Source organism: Sandarakinorhabdus sp., from assembly GCF_051860625.1.
In the GTDB taxonomy this organism is placed as follows: Bacteria; Pseudomonadota; Alphaproteobacteria; order Sphingomonadales; family Sphingomonadaceae; genus Sandarakinorhabdus.
In genome coordinates, this window is record NZ_JBHYDQ010000004.1 from 42,186 (window position 1) to 59,100 (window position 16,915).

The 16,915-nt window shown below is 64.4% G+C and carries 19 protein-coding genes; 11 read left to right on the top strand and 8 right to left on the bottom strand.

The genetic code is table 11. The features are described from left to right. Positions 1-17: 17 nt before the first annotated feature. The 4 genes from ACTIEZ_RS05400 to queF are packed head-to-tail and all read right to left on the bottom strand — an operon-like array spanning position 18 to position 2,951. Positions 18-443: a hypothetical protein gene (locus ACTIEZ_RS05400; protein WP_439545635.1), complete on the bottom strand. Its 426-nt coding sequence runs from the start codon at positions 441-443 to the stop codon at positions 18-20. Further along, positions 440-730 (bottom strand): hypothetical protein, encoded by a 291-nt coding sequence (locus ACTIEZ_RS05405; protein ID WP_439545636.1) that lies wholly within the window; start codon positions 728-730, stop codon positions 440-442. The genes ACTIEZ_RS05400 and ACTIEZ_RS05405 overlap by 4 nt, the downstream gene beginning before the upstream one ends. Then, positions 727-2,490 carry a DUF885 domain-containing protein gene (locus ACTIEZ_RS05410; protein WP_439545637.1) on the bottom strand — a complete coding sequence of 588 codons (1,764 nt, stop codon included), beginning with the start codon at positions 2,488-2,490 and terminating at the stop codon, positions 727-729. The genes ACTIEZ_RS05405 and ACTIEZ_RS05410 overlap by 4 nt, the downstream gene beginning before the upstream one ends. 14 nt (positions 2,491-2,504) lie before the next feature. After that, complete coding sequence (gene queF, locus ACTIEZ_RS05415; RefSeq protein ID WP_439545783.1) at positions 2,505-2,951, bottom strand: preQ(1) synthase; 447 nt, start codon at positions 2,949-2,951, stop codon at positions 2,505-2,507. A 124-nt stretch (positions 2,952-3,075) separates the two neighbouring features. On the opposite strand from queF, the gene sseA reads away from it, so the two are divergent. The 4 genes from sseA (at position 3,076) to ACTIEZ_RS05435 (ending at position 5,793) form a co-directional block, all read left to right on the top strand. Next, a complete protein-coding gene (sseA, locus tag ACTIEZ_RS05420) occupies positions 3,076-3,915 on the top strand; it encodes a 3-mercaptopyruvate sulfurtransferase (RefSeq protein ID WP_439545638.1) in 840 nt (279 codons plus the stop codon). 66 nt (positions 3,916-3,981) lie between these two features. Further along, a complete protein-coding gene (metC, locus tag ACTIEZ_RS05425) occupies positions 3,982-5,196 on the top strand; it encodes a cystathionine beta-lyase (RefSeq protein ID WP_439545639.1) in 1,215 nt (404 codons plus the stop codon). A gap of 68 nt (positions 5,197-5,264) precedes the next feature. After that, the gene (locus ACTIEZ_RS05430; RefSeq protein ID WP_439545640.1) at positions 5,265-5,510 is read left to right on the top strand and encodes a type II toxin-antitoxin system ParD family antitoxin; all 246 of its coding nucleotides are present in this window, start codon (positions 5,265-5,267) and stop codon (positions 5,508-5,510) included. Then, positions 5,503-5,793, top strand: coding sequence for a type II toxin-antitoxin system RelE/ParE family toxin (locus ACTIEZ_RS05435; protein ID WP_439545641.1), 291 nt, complete (start codon positions 5,503-5,505; stop codon positions 5,791-5,793). Before ACTIEZ_RS05430 ends, ACTIEZ_RS05435 begins: the two co-directional genes overlap by 8 nt. 21 nt (positions 5,794-5,814) lie before the next feature. On the opposite strand, the gene prfB is transcribed toward ACTIEZ_RS05435, so the two are convergent. The 4 genes from prfB to eno form a co-directional block, all read right to left on the bottom strand. After that, a protein-coding gene (gene prfB, locus ACTIEZ_RS05440; protein ID WP_439545642.1) for a peptide chain release factor 2 occupies positions 5,815-6,943 on the bottom strand; the annotation gives its coding sequence in 2 pieces (ribosomal slippage) (positions 5,815-6,873 and positions 6,875-6,943; 1,128 coding nt in all). A 68-nt stretch (positions 6,944-7,011) separates the two neighbouring features. Beyond that, positions 7,012-9,411 (bottom strand): penicillin-binding protein 1A, encoded by a 2,400-nt coding sequence (locus ACTIEZ_RS05445; protein ID WP_439545643.1) that lies wholly within the window; start codon positions 9,409-9,411, stop codon positions 7,012-7,014. A 45-nt stretch (positions 9,412-9,456) separates the two neighbouring features. Then, positions 9,457-10,773, bottom strand: a complete 1,317-nt coding sequence (locus ACTIEZ_RS05450; RefSeq protein ID WP_439545644.1) for an N-acetylmuramoyl-L-alanine amidase — start codon at positions 10,771-10,773, stop codon at positions 9,457-9,459. 59 nt (positions 10,774-10,832) lie between these two features. Beyond that, entirely contained in the window at positions 10,833-12,107 is a 1,275-nt protein-coding gene (gene eno / locus ACTIEZ_RS05455; protein WP_439545784.1) for a phosphopyruvate hydratase, read from the bottom strand. 120 nt (positions 12,108-12,227) lie between these two features. On the opposite strand from eno, the gene ACTIEZ_RS05460 reads away from it, so the two are divergent. The 7 genes from ACTIEZ_RS05460 (at position 12,228) to ACTIEZ_RS05490 (ending at position 16,773) form a co-directional block, all read left to right on the top strand. Beyond that, positions 12,228-12,680, top strand: coding sequence for a hypothetical protein (locus ACTIEZ_RS05460; RefSeq protein ID WP_439545645.1), 453 nt, complete (start codon positions 12,228-12,230; stop codon positions 12,678-12,680). Positions 12,681-12,715: 35 nt separating this feature from the next. Then, positions 12,716-13,111: a phage holin family protein gene (locus ACTIEZ_RS05465; RefSeq protein ID WP_439545646.1), complete on the top strand. Its 396-nt coding sequence runs from the start codon at positions 12,716-12,718 to the stop codon at positions 13,109-13,111. Beyond that, on the top strand, positions 13,104-13,613 hold the full coding sequence (locus tag ACTIEZ_RS05470) for a hypothetical protein (RefSeq protein ID WP_439545647.1): 510 nt from the start codon (positions 13,104-13,106) through the stop codon (positions 13,611-13,613). The genes ACTIEZ_RS05465 and ACTIEZ_RS05470 overlap by 8 nt, the downstream gene beginning before the upstream one ends. Before the next feature lie 49 nt (positions 13,614-13,662). After that, positions 13,663-14,310, top strand: coding sequence for an MlaC/ttg2D family ABC transporter substrate-binding protein (locus ACTIEZ_RS05475; protein ID WP_439545648.1), 648 nt, complete (start codon positions 13,663-13,665; stop codon positions 14,308-14,310). After that, complete coding sequence (locus tag ACTIEZ_RS05480) at positions 14,307-14,888, top strand: gamma carbonic anhydrase family protein (RefSeq protein ID WP_439545649.1); 582 nt, start codon at positions 14,307-14,309, stop codon at positions 14,886-14,888. Before ACTIEZ_RS05475 ends, ACTIEZ_RS05480 begins: the two co-directional genes overlap by 4 nt. Positions 14,889-14,914: 26 nt before the next feature. Next, complete coding sequence (locus ACTIEZ_RS05485; protein WP_439545650.1) at positions 14,915-15,127, top strand: DUF4170 domain-containing protein; 213 nt, start codon at positions 14,915-14,917, stop codon at positions 15,125-15,127. An 80-nt stretch (positions 15,128-15,207) separates the two neighbouring features. Beyond that, the gene (locus ACTIEZ_RS05490; RefSeq protein WP_439545651.1) at positions 15,208-16,773 is read left to right on the top strand and encodes an AMP-binding protein; all 1,566 of its coding nucleotides are present in this window, start codon (positions 15,208-15,210) and stop codon (positions 16,771-16,773) included. Positions 16,774-16,915: the final 142 nt, after the last annotated feature.

The following is a 16,915-nucleotide window of genomic DNA, read 5'->3' on the forward strand; positions in this document are numbered from 1 at the left end:
CAAGTGAAATGACGACATTAGCTTGCAACCGAAAACCCGATTTCCTTCAACATTTCCTCATTCGCAGTCTGAACAAAGTTGGGAAGCGCAGGACTCCTAAGTGCATTGGCCACCAATGCTGGTCTCAGAAGGGGATCAAATTCAGGCCAGGCTCGACCCATAGAAACCGGAACGGACCGGATGAATGAATCTACCAAGACGGCATCAACCCAGTTATCATCGACAGCAAGATCGATATAAAAGTCGTTTCTGTCTAAGGTCAATCTTATACGAACCTTGTCCTTTTCCATGATCATCGTCACGTTACCGAAGCACGTGGGATCCTCATGAAAGTCAATCAGTCGCGGTTTGTGCAAATCAATCCATTGTTGAAACTCAACCGCTATGTTGCTGGTCGCAAACGCCCGAGGTTGCGCAACATTCAAATTCATCATCATCGTCAAGGGAGCAGCTCCCAAAAATCTTCAGCCTGTCGAGCGCTATAGCCGCAAAGCGCAATGTAGTCCAACTCCTTGCGAAACCAAGACCCAGCCCTGGCTTTGCTAGGAGGCGTTGCCAAGATGAACCGCCCCCTCAAAGCAATGACCTTGTCGAGAAAAGCCCGGTTTTCGGCCCATTGTTCATCCTCACTCCACGATAGCCAGAGGTCCATATCGACCTGAAAATGGGGCCAGCCATTCGACGCTGCAACGCGAACATAATCAGGATAATGGCCCAAAACGGCAATCATTTTGTAACTATATTATATTTCTTTTGATGCGCAATCCACGCCAGCATTTCCGCCTCCATCACCGGCAGCGGCACCGATCCCATGCCCAGCAACGTGTCATGGAACGGCCGCTGATCAAACCGCGGACCCAGCTCGGCTTCGGCCTTGGCGCGCAGTTCACGGATCTTCAGCTCGCCCAATTTATAGGCGAGCGCCTGGCCGGGCCAAGCAATATAGCGGTCAACTTCATTTTCGACATCCAATCGCGCGAGCGCCGTGTGCCCGGCAAGATAGTCGATCGCCTGTTGCCGGCTCCAGCCCATTGCATGCATGCCGGTATCGATAACGAGGCGCACCGCGCGCCACATCTCGAACGTCTCCCGGCCGAATTCCTCGTAGGGCGTCTCGTACATGCCCAACTTGGTGCCCAGCCATTCGGTGTAAAGCCCCCAGCCCTCGCCGTAGCCCGAAAAATAAGTCTCGCGGCGGAACGCCGGGCGGTCGGGCGCTTCCAGCGCCATCGCGGCCTGATGACTGTGGCCCGGCGCGCATTCATGCAGTGTCAGCGCCGTCAGATTGTAGAGCGGACGCGATTTCAGATCATAGGTGTTCATCAGGCAGGCCGACAGGCCGCCGCGCCCCGAGGTGTAGATCGGCGCAATGGCATCGGGCACCGGCCGAATGGTGAAGCGATAGCGCGGCAGCTGCGTGAAGACGTCCTTCAGTTTTCCATCCATGCGCTTGGCGACATAAGAGGAATAGCCAAGCAGTTCGGCCGGCGTGCGGGCATAGAATTGCGGATCATTGCGCAAAAATGCGAGAAAATCGGCAAAGCTGCCCTTGAAGCCGGTGGCGGCGATGGTCGCCTTCATGTCGGCATCGATGCGGGCGACTTCCTTCAGGCCGAGGGCGTGAATTTCGTCGGGCGACAGGTCAAGCGTGGTGAATTCGCGGATCTTGTCACGGTAATAAGCCGGGCCATCGGGCAGTGAAGCCGCGGCGATGTTGGTCCGCGCCGCCGGCATATAGTCCGTCTGCATGAAGGCCAGCACCTTGGCATAGGCCGGTACCATCGTCCCGTCGATCAACCGCCGTCCCTCGGCGCGCAGCGCCTCGCGCTCCGCGGGCGGGATGCTGTCGGGCATGTTGGCAAACGGCTCCCACAGCGGGTTCTTCTCGCCGGTCTGGGTGAACGGCACGATGGTCTTGTCACGCCCCTCCAGCGATACCCGCGGCACCGTGTAGCCGCGCTTCATGCCCGCGCGCATGTTGGCGATATGCTCATCGAACCAGCGCGGGCCGTCCTTCAGCCGGCCGAGATAGCGACGATAATCGGCAGCATCTTCCAGCGCCGAATAAGGCTTCAGGGAACTCCAGAAGAAGGTGTCGGAATTGAGCGGCGCCTCATAGGTCTTCCAGCCGATGTCGGTGACATTGGCGCGCAGCGATTCGGTCAGCACTGCGGCATTCAGCCGTTCCTCATGGCTCAGTTGTTCGACCGGAATCGCGGCGATATCGGCCAGCGCCTTCTGCCAATAGGCGCGGCGGCGCTCCCAGGCGGCGGGCGTTTCGGATGGCAGATGATCGGCACGCTTGCTGCGCAGGCCGTCCTGCACCTGGGCGAACTCCTGCAGTCGCCACTGCCATTCAGCGTCATAGATGGCCTTCAGCCTCGCATCAGCCGCTGTCGGCGCGGCGGACGGAGCAACCGTTACCGGTGCCGCTGCCGATACGGTTCCCGCAGTTGCCAGGAACACGGCCGCCACAATCTTGCGAATCATGAAATTCCCCCTCTTCATCCCCGCCCGCGATACGTCGGCACACCCTGATCCGGCAACCACAGCCCGTCCGGCACCGGGCCGCTCTGCCAGAACACATCGATCGGAATGCCGCCGCGCGGATACCAGTACCCACCGATGCGCAGCCAGATCGGCTGCATTTCCGTCACCAACCGCTGGCCGATGCCCACCGTCACATCCTCATGAAATCCGGCGTGGTTGCGAAAACTGCCCATGAACAGCTTCAGCGCCTTCGATTCGACGATGGTGGCGCCGGGCACATAATCGATCACGACATGCGCGAAATCCGGCTGACCCGTCACCGGGCACAATGACGTGAATTCCGGGCAGGTGAAGCGCACCAGATACAGCGCGCCCGGCCGCGGATTGGGCGGATAGTCCAGCACGGCGGCCTCGGGGCTGGCGGGCAGGCCGGAAGTTTGACCAAGATGCAACACGTCCACCACTTATCGTCTCCATATCGTCATCTTTGCCCGGCTTGGGGGTGACAGGCGCCATGCGCAATCCTATGTCACCGCAACAACCCCGAGAACAATGGACTCGGAACAAGATCTGCGGGAGTGACGCATGAACCTTCTGGTGTCCACTGATTGGCTTGCCGCAGAGATGGGTAAAACCGACCTGCGCATTATCGATGCCACGCTGTTCCTGCCGGCCATGGCCCGCAACGCCCGCGCCGAATTCGAAGCCGCGCACATCCCCGGCGCCGTGTTCTTCGATATCGAGGAAGTTTCCGACACCAGCAACCCATTGCCGTCGATGCTGCCCCCGGCCGAGAAATTCGCTTCGCGCTGTCAGGCGCTGGGCCTGGGCGATGGCAGCCGCATCGTGGTCTATGACAACAGCCCGCTGCGCTCAGCCGCACGGGTGTGGTGGATGCTCAATCTGTTCGGCGCCCACGAAGTCGCCATCCTGGATGGCGGTTTCGGCAAGTGGCAGGCCGAAGGCCGCGCGGTCGAAAGCGGCAAGCCGATCGTGCGCCACCGCCACTTCACCGTGTGGGCCGACAAGGCGCTGGTGCGCGACATGGGCCAGATGACCGAAAATCTGCGTACCAAGGCCGAACAGGTCGTCGATGCCCGCGGCGCCGGCCGTTTCACCGGTGCCGAGCCTGATCCACGCCCCGGCGTGCGCCCCGGCCATATGCCCGGCTCGCGCAACATCCCCTATTCGGCGCTGTTCAACGAAGATGGCACCTACAAGCCGCCGGCCGAGATCAAGGCGCTCTTTGACGCCGCCAACATCGATCTTTCCAAGCCCGTGACCGCCACCTGCGGTTCAGGCATCACCGCGCCGGTACTGGCCTTCGGCGCCGCCCTGCTCGGCAAGACCAATGTCGCGGTGTATGATGGCAGCTGGAGCGAATGGGGCGCACATCCGCACAACCCAGTGGTGACAGGGGCTTAACCCCTCTCCCCCGAGGGGAGAGCGCGACAGGCTTGCCCCGGACTTGATCCGGGGGGTGAGGGTGAAATGACGGCACGAAGGCCCACACCGAGCGACCTTTCAGGCTACGGTATCGGCACAAGGCTCACCCATGCCGGCCGCGACCACGCCCACAACATGGTCAACCCGGCGGTGGCGCGCGCCTCCACCATATTGTTCGAAAATCTCGCCGCCCTCGATGCCGCCATCCGCACGCCCGATGCCGGCCTTTATTATGGCCGCCGCGGCACCCAGACTCATTGGGCCCTCGAAGACGCGCTGACCGCGCTGGAACCGGGCGCTGCCGGCACCAAGCTCTTCCCCTCCGGCGTCGCCGCCATCGCCACCAGCCTGCTCGCCTGCCTGGCTGCCGGTGATGAACTGCTGGTCACCGACAGCGCTTATGAACCCAGCCGCAGCTTCGCCGATCAGTTGCTGGGGCCGCTCGGCATCACCACCCGCTATATCGATCCGTGCTGCGGCGCCGGCATTGTCGATCTGATTTCAGACCGCACCCGCGCCATCCTGCTCGAATCACCCGGCTCCCTGTCGTTCGAGATTCAGGACCTGCCGGCGATCACCGCCGTCGCCCGGGCGCGCGGCATCACCACCATCATCGACAATACCTGGGCCACCCCGCTGCGCTTGCAACCGCTGGCGCTGGGCGTGGACATCAGCATCCAGGCGCTGACCAAATATGTCGGCGGCCACAGCGACGTGATGATGGGCAGCGCCACTGCCACCGCCGCGCTGTGGCCGCAGCTGAAAGCCACCAGCTATCGGCTCGGCCATCATGTCTCGGCCGATGATGCCGCGCTGGTACTGCGCGGCCTGCGCACGCTGGGCGTGCGGCTCGATCGCCACGAACAATCGGCGCTGGCCGTCGCGCGCTGGCTGGAAACCCATCCCGCTGTCGCGCAAGTCTGGCACCCGGCCCTGCCCGCCCACCCGCAGCACGCGCTGTTCAAACGCGACTTTGCCGGCGCCACTGGCCTGTTCGCTTGTGTGCTGAAACACGGCAGCCGGCCGCACACCGCCGCGCTGATCGATGGCCTGCAGCATTTCGGCATCGGCTTTTCCTGGGGCGGCTATGAATCGCTGGTGCTGCCCGTGGAGCTTGACCGCATCCGCACTGCCACCAGTCCGGCCCCACTGCCCGGCCCGATCGTGCGCCTGTCGATCGGGCTGGAGGATGTGGACGACCTGATCGCCGATCTCGATGCCGGGCTGGCGCGCTACATGGCGCAATTTCAATTCGATTGAAGCCGCGCTGCCGTCTGGCTAAACTGCACCAATAGTATGACGATCAAGCATGCTGGTGAGGAGGCCCCATGGCCACGATTCGCAAGACGATCACGCTGACAGCGCAACAGGACGCCTGGATTGCGGGCAAGATAGCCAACGGCAGTTACACCAACGACAGCGAAGCCATTCGCGATCTCATCCGCCGTGCCCAGGAACGCGATGAATCGCTCGCCGCGCTTCGGCAGGCGTTGATTGATGGCGAAGCCAGCGGCGAGCCTGAACCGTTTGATTTCGACGCATTCCGGCACCGCAAGACAGCGCAGCATGGCTGAATATCGGCTGACACCCGCCGCTCAGCAGGATCTCGACGACATTTTCGAACACAGCGTCAGCTTGTGGGGGCTGGCGACGGCGCTGCGATACACCGAAAATCTGCAGGCCGCGTTCGCGATGCTGGCCGGTGCGCCACAGCGCGCCCGCAGTTGCGAAGCCATTCGTCCGGGCTATCGTCGCCTCGGCGTCGGCGGCCACGTGATCTTCTTCAAGGCAACAAGCTACGGGATCGCCGTGATCCGCATCCTGCATCAGCGGATGGACGCCTCGCGCCACCTTTGACCAGGCGGATCAGTCCAAGGGTCAGTCCACGTCGTCCACGTCCACCGCCTCGCCCGTCACCCGCTGCGACAGCGCGGCGGCCATGAACGGATCGACATCACCATCCAGCACGTCATCCGGGCTGGTTGACGTCACCCCGGTGCGCAGATCCTTCACCAACTGATAGGGCTGCAGCACGTAGGACCTGATCTGGTGCCCCCAGCCGATATCGGTCTTGCTGGCTTCGGTCTTGGCGGCTTCGGCTTCACGAATGGCCAGTTCCCGTTCGTACAATCGCGCCTTCAGCATCTTCATCGCCGTGGCACGGTTCTTGTGCTGGCTGCGTTCGTTCTGGCAGGCCACCACCACGCCGGTGGGCACATGGGTGATGCGGATCGCGCTGTCGGTGGTGTTGATATGCTGGCCGCCGGCACCCGACGCGCGGTAGGTGTCGATGCGCAGATCGGCTTCCTTCACTTCGATCTCGATGTCGTCATCGACCTGGGGATAAACCCACACGCTGGCAAAGCTGGTGTGCCGCCGCGCCGCGCTGTCATACGGGCTGATGCGCACCAGCCGATGCACGCCGCTTTCGGTCTTGGCCCAGCCATAGGCCTGGGCGCCCTTGATCAACAGGGTGGCGTTCTTGATGCCAGCGGTTTCGCCCGAGTTGAAATCCATCAGCTCGACCTTGTAGCCATGGCCTTCCGCCCAGCGTTGGTACATGCGCAGCAGCATGCTGGCCCAATCCTGGCTCTCGGTGCCGCCCGCGCCGCTGTTGATTTCGATATAGGTGTCGTTGTTGTCGGCCTCCCCCGACAGCAGCGCCGCGACCTTGTCCTTTTCGGCCTTGGCCGCCAACGCCTTCAGCGCAGCAACGCCATCATTGGCCATCGCCTCGTCGCCTTCAGCCTCAGCCATTTCAATGAGTTCGCTGGTGTCGTTCAGATCACGCTCGATGGTCCGCGTCGCGGTGATGGCTTCGTCCAGCCGGCGCCGCTCGGTCATCAGCGCCTGAGCGGCCTTGGGATTGTCCCACAATTTCGGATCTTCGACCCGCGCGTTCAGTTCGTCCAGGCGGCGGAGGGCACGATCCCAGTCAAAGAGACCTCCTCAGCAGGTCCAGCGCCTGCTTGATCTGGAGGGCAGCGGTTTCGGCTTCGGCTCTCATGCAAAAATCCAACAAAAATTCTGAACGGCGCAAATAGGAGGCTAGCGGCGGCGACGCAAGAGAAGCCGTCAGTATATCCCGCCTTCCTGCTCCAGGAATTGCGCATCAGACCGGATGCGCGACGAACCGCGGCGCGCCAGCACATCCTCCGCGCGTTCGGTACGGCGCGGTTCGCTCTGCGGCTTGAAGGCTTCCCAGATCACCGCCGGGCGCGGACCGCCATCCGGCCACATGCCGAACACGCGCTGCCCGCTGCGGCGATCGATGCGCACCATGCGCACGCCGGGCGGAATCACGAATGGCTTCTTCGGCCAGTCCTTCAACGCCGCCTCGCCCCATTGCCGCCAGATCGGCGCGGCCATGGTGCCACCCTGGGCATAGCCGCCCATGGCGCGCGGCTGGTCATAGCCCAGATACAGGCCGGCGACGATATCGGGGGTGCCGCCGACGAACCATACATCGTTGGGGCCATTGGTGGTGCCGGTCTTGCCGGCCAGCGGCCGATCGAGCACCGCCAGCGCCGTGCCGGTGCCGCGCTGGATCACGCCTTCCATCACATGCACGATCTGATAGGCGGTGCGCGCATCGATGGCCTGCACCACCCGCCCCTGCGGTCGCGGCATCGCCTCGCCATTCCAGCGCGGCGCATTGCAGCCCGGGCAGCCGCGCGTGTCGCGCCGCCAGATCACCTTGCCGGTGCGATCCTGGACATAATCGATCAGGCTGGGCTCCACCCGGCGGCCCTGGTTGAAAATCTGCGCATAGGCATTGGTCAGCTTCAGCACCGTCGTTTCGCCAGCGCCCAGCGCAATCGACAGCACCGGCTGATAATCACCGATGCCCAGTGCCTTTGCCTGGGTGACGATACGGTCCATGCCGGTGGCATCGGCGACGCGCACCGTCATCAGATTGCGCGATTGTTCCAGGCCCCAACGCAAGGTCTGCGCGCCAGCGCCGCGCATGTTGCCGAAATTGCGGAAACATTTGGTGCCCAGCAGCTTGGTCTGGAACACGCAATAGGGCCCATCCACAACGATGCTGGCCGGCGTGAAGCCATTGTCCATCGCAGTGGCATAGACAATCGGCTTGAACGTCGAACCCGGCTGGCGATTGGCCTGGGTGGCGCGGTTGAAGGCCTGGGCCCGCGCATCGAAGCCCCCGACCATGGCCCGCACGCGCCCGGTGGCCACTTCCTCCACCACCATGCCGCCCGAAATTTCCGGCGTCTGGCGCAGTGCCCAGCCCGATGAGGTGCGGGTGACGATGATCACATCGCCGGGCTTCAGCACTTGCGCCGCCGACCTGTTGGTGGCGCGATAGGGCTTGGCGGCATTGCGGCCCGGCAGCGTAGCAGTGCTGCCGTCAGACAAGCCGATCGTGCTGTCATTACCCTTTTTCGACAGCACAACCGCCTTCACCCAGCTTGGATAGCCCAGCGCCACTGCCACGCCCGACAGACGATTCTGCCAGCCATCGCCTGCCTCGATCTGCCCGGCCGGGCCGCGCCAGGCGCGCTGCGATTCATACCGGGTCATGCCATCGCGCATCGCGGCTTCGGCCGCCGCCTGCATGACGGGGTCGAGCGAGGTGCGCACCCACAGGCCGCCGCCGTAAACGCTGTTCGGCCCATCCTCCGGCGCGTCGCCATATTTGGCGATCAGCGTGCGGCGGACATCCTCGATGAAATAATCCTGGCGGCCGCGGGGGATGGCGCGGTTGGGCACGGCCTCCAGCGGCATGGCGGCGGCCGCTGCGCGCTCGGCGGCACTGATCTTGCCATCGGCCAGCATCCGGCCCAGCACATAATCGCGCCGCGCCAGCGCCCGGCCCTGCTGACGCACCGGATCATAGGTGGACGGCGCCTTGGGCAGGATGGCGAGATAGGCGATTTCTTCCAGCCGGAGCTGCTCGACCGACTTGCCGAAATAGGATTGCGCCGCCGCCTCCACCCCATAGGCGTTGCGGCCCAGAAAAATCTGATTGAGGTAGATTTCCAGAATCTGCTGCTTGGACAGCACGGCCTCCAGCCGCCGCGCCAGGATCGCTTCACGCACCTTGCGCCACAGCGACACTTCGTTGCCGACCAGTGATTTGGCCACCTGCTGGGTGATCGTCGAGGCGCCGACCGGGCGCTTGTCGGAGAAAAACGACTGGACGTTGGTGACCACGGCGCCGGCGATGCCGACCCAATCGATGCCCTCATGCTCGAAGAAGGTCTTGTCCTCGGCCGAGATGAACGCCTGGACCAACTGAGGTGGCAGTTCGTCGAACGGCACATAGATACGGCGTTCGCGGGTGTAGATGGTTGCCACCTCGCCGTTCACATCGCGCACCGTCGATGGCAACGCCGGGCTGAATGATGCCAGCTCCGCCTCCGATGGCAGGCCCTGGGTCGCCTGCCAATAGAAAGTGCCGGCCAGCACCAACGGCACCAGCAACAGCAGAACAAGGACGCCCAAACGCTTCACGGCGCCACGAATAGCCGCGCACCGCGCGCCGCGATAGCCCTGAGGCTATGTTCCAACAAGGTGGCGCTCGATGGCACGGGCAATGCCCTTGGCCAACCGCTTGCGGCCCGTGCCAGAAAACAGACGCTCGGCATCATCCTTGTTGGTCACATAACCGGTTTCGAGCAGCACCGACGGCACATCGGGCGCCTTCAGCACGGCGAACGCTGCGAAATGATGGAATTGCCCGCGGAAATTCACGCCCTCGCGCTCCAGGCCATTCTGCAGTTCCTCGGCAAACTGCGCTGAAACATTGCCGGTGGCGCGGCGCACCAGATCGACCATGATCTCGCCCACCTCCGGTGCCTCCACCCCCAGATTGACCCCGCCGATGATGTCCGCCTTGTTCTCGCGTGCGGCCAGCCGTGCCGCGATCGCGTCGCTCGCCACCGCCGACAAGGTGTAGACCGATGCACCGCGCGCACCATCGTTCGGCGCACTGTCGGCATGGATCGAAATGAACAGATCGGCACGCGCATCGCGGGCAATGCGCACCCGCCCGCCCAGCGGGATGAAGCGATCATCCTCCCGCACCAGTTTCACCTGCACCCGGCCCGATTGGCGCAGGATCTTGGCCGTTTCGAGGGCGATGGCCAGGGTGATGTCCTTCTCGTAACCACCGGTGACGGCAATCGCACCGACATCCTTGCCACCATGGCCAGCGTCGATCACCACCAGCGGCTTGCCGCCGGCCCGCCCGCGCGGCGCCGTGCGCTCCGGCGCGCGGGCGGGCGGCGGCTCCGGCGGCGCTGCGACGGTGGCGGGTAACGATGCCGGAGCGGGCGTCGCAGTTGGGGCCAAGGTCGGGGCCAGGTCCGGAGTCGGCGCCTGACTGGCTGACGCTTCCGGCCGGCGCCCGAAATTGTCCGGCAGGCTGAAACTGTCCGTCGCCACCGTCGGCGGCGGCGGCGGGCCATCGCTGCGCAGCAACGCCAGGGGCCGGCGCCCGCGTGCCACGGTTGCAGCGAACACGTCGGCCGTGGTGCGGTCCAGCAGGATCACCACTTCATTGCCGCTGGCACGCGCTTCCCGGATGATCACCGGCGCCTTCAGATCGATCACCAGCCGCGCCGTGCCGGGCGCAAACATGGCGGCCCGCAAGGCGGCGACACTGTTGCTTCCCGGTGCCGTCACCGGATCGACCACGCCGACAAAATCCACCACCAGGCGATAGGGGTCGATCAGCGCAAAGGCCTGTGCCGCCGGCAGCGGCGCGTCGGCCGTGATGGTCACCCGGCCGGGCTGGCTTTCGATCGCCGTGATGCGCGCGGCCCAGGCGGGTGCAGCCAGCATCAGGCACAGGATCAGCAGAACACGGCGCACGCCGCCATGGATAGAACGGCCCACGCGCCGGAGCAACCGCTGCCCCGATCGGCTCGCCCTCAGCGCAGCACGGAACGCCCGGCGTACACCGCGTCCGTGCCCAGCTCTTCCTCGATGCGGATCAACTGGTTGTACTTGGCCAACCGGTCCGACCGCGCCAGGCTGCCGGTCTTGATCTGGCCGCAACCACAGGCGACCGCCAGATCGGCGATGGTGGCATCCTCGGTCTCGCCCGAACGGTGCGACATCACCGTGCGATACCGGTTGCGATGCGCCATATCGACCGCCGCCAGAGTCTCGGTCAGGGTGCCGATCTGGTTGACCTTCACCAGCAATGCATTAGCCAGGCCATCACGGATGCCCTGCCCCAGCCGCAGCGGGTTGGTGACGAACAGATCATCGCCAACCAGTTGCACGCTGCTGCCCAATTTGTCGGTCAGGATCTTCCAGCCGACCATGTCGTCTTCGCTCATCCCGTCCTCGATCGACAGGATCGGATAATCGCCGCACAGCGCGGCCCAATAATCCGCCATCTGTTCCGGCGACAGCGTCAGGCCCTCGCCGTGCAGATGATAATGCCCATCCTTGAAGAATTCGGTGGCGGCGGCATCCAGCGCCAGCATCACGTCGTCACCGGGCGTGAAGCCGGCCTTTTCCACCGCTGCCATCACGAAATCCAGCGCGGCCCGTGTTCCATTCAGGTTCGGCGCAAAGCCGCCCTCATCGCCCACTGCCGTGTTGTGGCCATGCGCCTTCAACTCGCCCTTCAACGTGTGAAAAATCTCCGCGCCCCAGCGCACGGCCTCGGCGATGCTGCTGGCGCCCACCGGCATCACCATGAATTCCTGCACATCGATGGGGTTGTCGGCATGGGCGCCGCCATTGACGATGTTCATCATCGGCACTGGCAGCAGCCGCGCCGACACCCCGCCGACATAGCGGTGCAGCGGCAGCCCGCGCGAATCCGCTGCTGCCTTGGCCACGGCCAGGCTGACGCCCAATATGGCATTGGCGCCCAGTCGCGCCTTGTTGGCCGTGCCATCCAGCTCGATCATTGCGGCATCGATGGCGCCCTGTTCCTCGGCCTCCATGCCGGCCAGCGCATCATGAAGTTCGCCATTCACCGCTGCGACCGCCTGCAGCACGCCCTTGCCCAGATATCGCGCCTTGTCGCCATCGCGCAGCTCCACGGCCTCGTGCGCACCGGTCGATGCGCCCGACGGCACGGCGGCGCGGCCGGTGCTGCCATCCTCCAGCACCACATCCACCTCCACGGTCGGATTGCCGCGGCTGTCGAGGATTTCGCGTGCGTGAATATCGATGATGGCGGTCATGACGGTCTGGCCTTTCTGCGCGGTGGCGTGTCGCGCCCGGCCTTGCACCTGCGCGTGTGACACGCCAGATAGAAGGGGTTGCCGGTGCGGGCAAGCATCACCGAACCAAGGAGCAGCGCTTTGACGAGCAAGATTGATCCGGCCACTGCGCCATTGCCCATCGATGCCGCCGATTGGGCCGAAGATTTGACCAGTCAGGTCGTGCCATCCCGACGCGGCAGCGGATCTGGTCGCAACGCGCTGGCCGATTTTGCCCGCAGCCGGCTGGTCGGCCTGGTGGAGGACGCCCGCGACACGCTGGTCGGCCAGGTGCGCAGCCTGAAATCAATTGCCGACCAGATCACCGACACGATCGGTGGCTCGCTGGGCGATACCGGCGAACCCTTCACCCGCATGATCGGCAATGCCACCGGCGCCATCGACAATGTCGCCGATGCCCTGGCCGAAAAATCGGTCGAGGAATTGGTGGAAGAAGGCCGGGAACTGGTTCGCGCGCAACCGGTTGTGGCAGTGGGCCTGGCGATCGCCATCGGCTTTCTGGCCGGTCGTTTCATGAAGGCAGCGCAGGATTGATGACACCTCCCCACGGCCCGCCCACCCGTCCGACGATGAAACCCCGGCACCTTGTCGCCGGCTTTCTGACATTGCTGCAGACGTTGGCAGCCCTGACGTCCGCCGAGCTCAAGGCCAATTTCGGCGCCTTGCGCCTGCCGATGGCGATGGTGGCGGCCGCCGGCGGCTTGTTGATGATCGCCATGACCCTGGCACTGGTCGCAGGCGTGCTGGCGCTGGCGCAACTCGTTGGCGCCACGGCGGCAACCGCCATCGTGGCCGCAATTGCGGCGGTGGTTGGCCTGGCGCTGGGTTGGACCGGCCTGTCGCGGCTGGAGCAGATCGACCTTGCACCGCGCCGCAGCATTACCGCATTGCAAGCCCAGATTGACCGGTTCTCCGATTTGACCAAGAATGAAGAAGAGACGGCGAAGGACAGGAATAATGACTGAACAGGCCACCATCGAAGATCTTGCGCGCGCGGCCGATGATGCCGGCGCCCGTCTGGCCGACGGCGTCAATGATCTCGCCGAACGCCTCACCCCGCGCCGTATCATGGACGATGCCCTGGCCGCCGCCAAGGCCCGTGGCAGCGAACTGGCGCGCGATGCCACCGGCATGGTGAAGGCGCACCCGGTCGTGGTTGGCGCGGCGGTCGCAGCCGTTGGTCTCGCCCTTTATGCCGGCAACCGCATTTCGCATGCCGAGCTTGATATCGACAATGATCTGGCCGGCTACACCGACTATGACGACCTGATGGCCGAGCCGGCCGCAGCAGCCGGCAGCACGGTCGCCGATGTCGCGTCCGATGCGCGTGACCTGGTGTCCGACAATCCGGTGCTGGCGATCCTGGCTGGCCTGGCCGCCGGCGCGGCGATGGCCATGTTGTTTCCCAGCAGCGAAAGCGAAAAGCGCAGCCTCGGCAATCTGGCAAGGCGCGTCACCAGCCTTTAAGCGCCAGCCTTCATCGCTGGTTCAACCGCATGCTGCGACGGGTGCGCCCATGAAACAGCCCCTTGCCATCGCCATTGCGTTCCTCGCTGCCGTTGCGGCACCCGCCTTGCCGGCTGCCGCCCAAGTCGGCGCTGCGTCCGCCGCCAGCCCCGGCGATCCGGCCGCGCGGCCGTTCGTGGAAAAACTCGTTGGCGAAGGCTTTGCCGTGCTGCGCGACACATCGCTCAGCCGCCAAGCCGCCCGCGGCAAGTTTCGGGATATCCTGCAGCGCGATGTGGCGCTCGATGATATCGGCATGCGCCTGATCCGCCGCCAGCGCGCCAGCCTGACGCCAGCGCAGCTTACCGCCTATCGCACCGCCTTTCCCGATTTCGTGCTGAATGCCTATGCCGATCGGCTGTATGATTATGCCGATGCCCGTGTGCAGGTGCAGCGGACCATCGGGCGCGGGCCCTTCACCGAAGTCTATACCCGCGTTACCCGCCCCGGCGCGCAGCCGATCGACACCATCTGGCAGGTGAAGAATGACGGCGGCAAGCTGCAGGTCAACAATCTGGTGGTCAGCGGGGTCAATCTGGCATTGACGCAGGAAGCCGATTTCACCAGTTACATCGCCAAGAATGGCTTCGACGCGTTGGTCACGTTCCTGAAGAGCGCCAACGCCAAGAGCCTGGCGGTGCAGACGGGAACCAAATGACGAGCCGGATCGACATTCATCCAACCGCCTTCGTTCACCCGTCGGCACTGATCTATGGCCATGTCACCATCGGCCCACGCGCCAGCATCTGGTGCAACGCCGTCATCCGCGCCGAAACCGCCCATGTCGAAATCCACGAAGGCGCCAATATCCAGGATTTCGTGATGATCCACACCGATCCCGGCAAACCGGTGATTGTCGGCGCTTACACCAGCGTGACGCATCATGTGACGCTGCACGGCTGCACCATCGGCGATCATTGCCTGATCGGCATCAACGCCACCGTCTATAACGGCAGCCATGTCGGCGCCGGCTCCATCGTTGGCCAGCACGCCTATCTGAAGGATCGCACCCAGGTGCCCGACAACAGCATCGTCGTCGGCAGCCCGGCCAAGGTGATCGCCACCCGCGACAATCGCCTGCCCAATCGCATCAACGCCGAATTCTACATGCGCAACGGCGAATGCTATGCGCGCGGCGAGCATCGTGCCTGGGCCGGGCCCGAATTCGAAAGCTGGTTCGCCGCCACCATGCAGCGGCTGCAGGGCGAATATGCAGCCAACCCCACTGGCGCCTGAGGACGGGCGCCGCTAAACCGCCAGCCATGAGCAAACTGCATCTCGTATTCGGTGGCCGCGTGGCCGATCCGCAAGGCATGGACTTCGTCGATCCCGACAAGCTGGATGTGATCGGCATCTTCCCCGATTATCAACGGGCCGAAGCCGCCTGGCGCTCCGCCGCCCAGCGCACCGTGGATGATGCGACGATGAAATATGTCGTCGTCCATCTGCACCGCCTGCTGCAACCGGAAACCTGACTCTCAACCCCGGCTCTTAACAAGGTCAGGCTTGCCCTGCCCGCCAGCCGCCATAAAGTGGCCGGTGGGGAGGACGTGCAATGCCACAGGAAATGAGCTTGGGCGCCGTCATCGAAACGGTGGTCGGTGCAGTCGATCCGGATTTGCCGGCGCTGATTCATGGGGACACCAGGCGCAGCTGGTCCGATGTCGGCCGCCGCACCGCCAGCGTGGCGGCAGCGATGCTGGCTGGCGGCGCGGTAGCCGGCGATCGCTGCGCGCTGCTGATGCGCAACGGCCCGGCCTATGTCGAAAGCCTGATCGCCTGCCTGCGCGCCCGGCTCGTCCATGTGAACGTCAATTATCGCTACACCGGCGAAGAGCTGTTCTACATTCTCGACAACAGCGATTCCGCGGTCGTGATCTACGACACCGAGTTCGCGCCGCTGATCGCCACGATCCGTCACCGCCTGCCCGCCAGGGTCTGGCTGCAGGTCGGCGGCGACACCCAGGATTTCGCGCAGGATTTCGAAGCCGTCGCGGCCGCCGGCCACGCGTTGCCGCCGCAGGATCACCAGCCCACCGACATGCTGTTCATCTACACCGGTGGCACCACCGGCCTGCCCAAGGGCGTGATGTGGGATCAGAGTGCCCTGTGGCAATTGATGAACGCCGGCACCGCTGCAACTGCGCCAACCACACTGGCGGAACACGCCGCCAACGTGACCGCCGGCGTCGGCCGGCAACGCTCGCTGGTGCTGCCGCCGCTGATGCACGGCACCGGCCTGATCATCGCGCTCGCCACCCTGTGTCGCGGCGGCACCATCGTCACACTGCCCGGCGCCAATTTCGATCCCGGCGAAGCCACCACCACCTGCCAGCGCGAGGCCTGTGATTATGCGGTGATTGTCGGCGATGCCTTTGCCCGCCCGATCCTGAAGGCGCTCGATGCCGGCATCGGCAGCATCACCACGCTGAACGTGATGATTTCGTCCGGCACCATGTGGTCGCCAGAGGTCAAGGCCGGCCTGCTGCGCCATGCGCCGGCCATGATGATCGTCGATTCGCTGGGCAGTTCCGAAGGCCTTGGCCTCGGTGCCGCCGCGCAAACCAAAGACAATGCCGGCGCCCCCACCGTGTTCATGGCCGATGGCAACACGCTGATCATCGGGGACGACATGAAACCGGTGCCGCCCGGCACCATGGGCCGCATCGCCCGCGGCGGGCTGATCCCGCGCGGCTACTGGAAAGACCCGGTCAAAAGCGCCGCCACCTTCCCGGAAATCGACGGCAAACGCTATTCGATCCCCGGCGATTTCGCCATCATCGAAGCCGACGGCAGCTTCACCCTGCTCGGCCGCGGCAGCCAGTGCATCAACACCGGCGGCGAGAAGGTCTTCCCCGAAGAGGTCGAGGAAACCCTGAAAACCCACCCCGCCATCGAGGATGCACTGGTGTTCGGTGTGCCCGACGAAAAATGGGGCCAGGCGGTCAGCGCCGTGGTGGAAGCCACCGGCCCGGTGGATATCGAGGACCTGCGCGCGCATGTCCGCCAGCATCTGGCCGGCTACAAGACGCCCAAGACGGTGCTGGTCGTGCCCAAGGTGCCGCGCGCGCCCAACGGCAAGGCGGATTATGCCGCGGCCAAGGCGATGGTGGCCGGTTGACTGCTCCCCTCCCCTTCAGGGGAGGGGTTGGGGGTGGGGCCGTGCCGCGAATCCTGCCTTTGGTCTCAGCGAACACGGCCGGCGGCGAAGCCGCCGAGTCCGTTTGTCTTGCCAAGGAAAGAAAGTGAAGTACGTGGCGGAG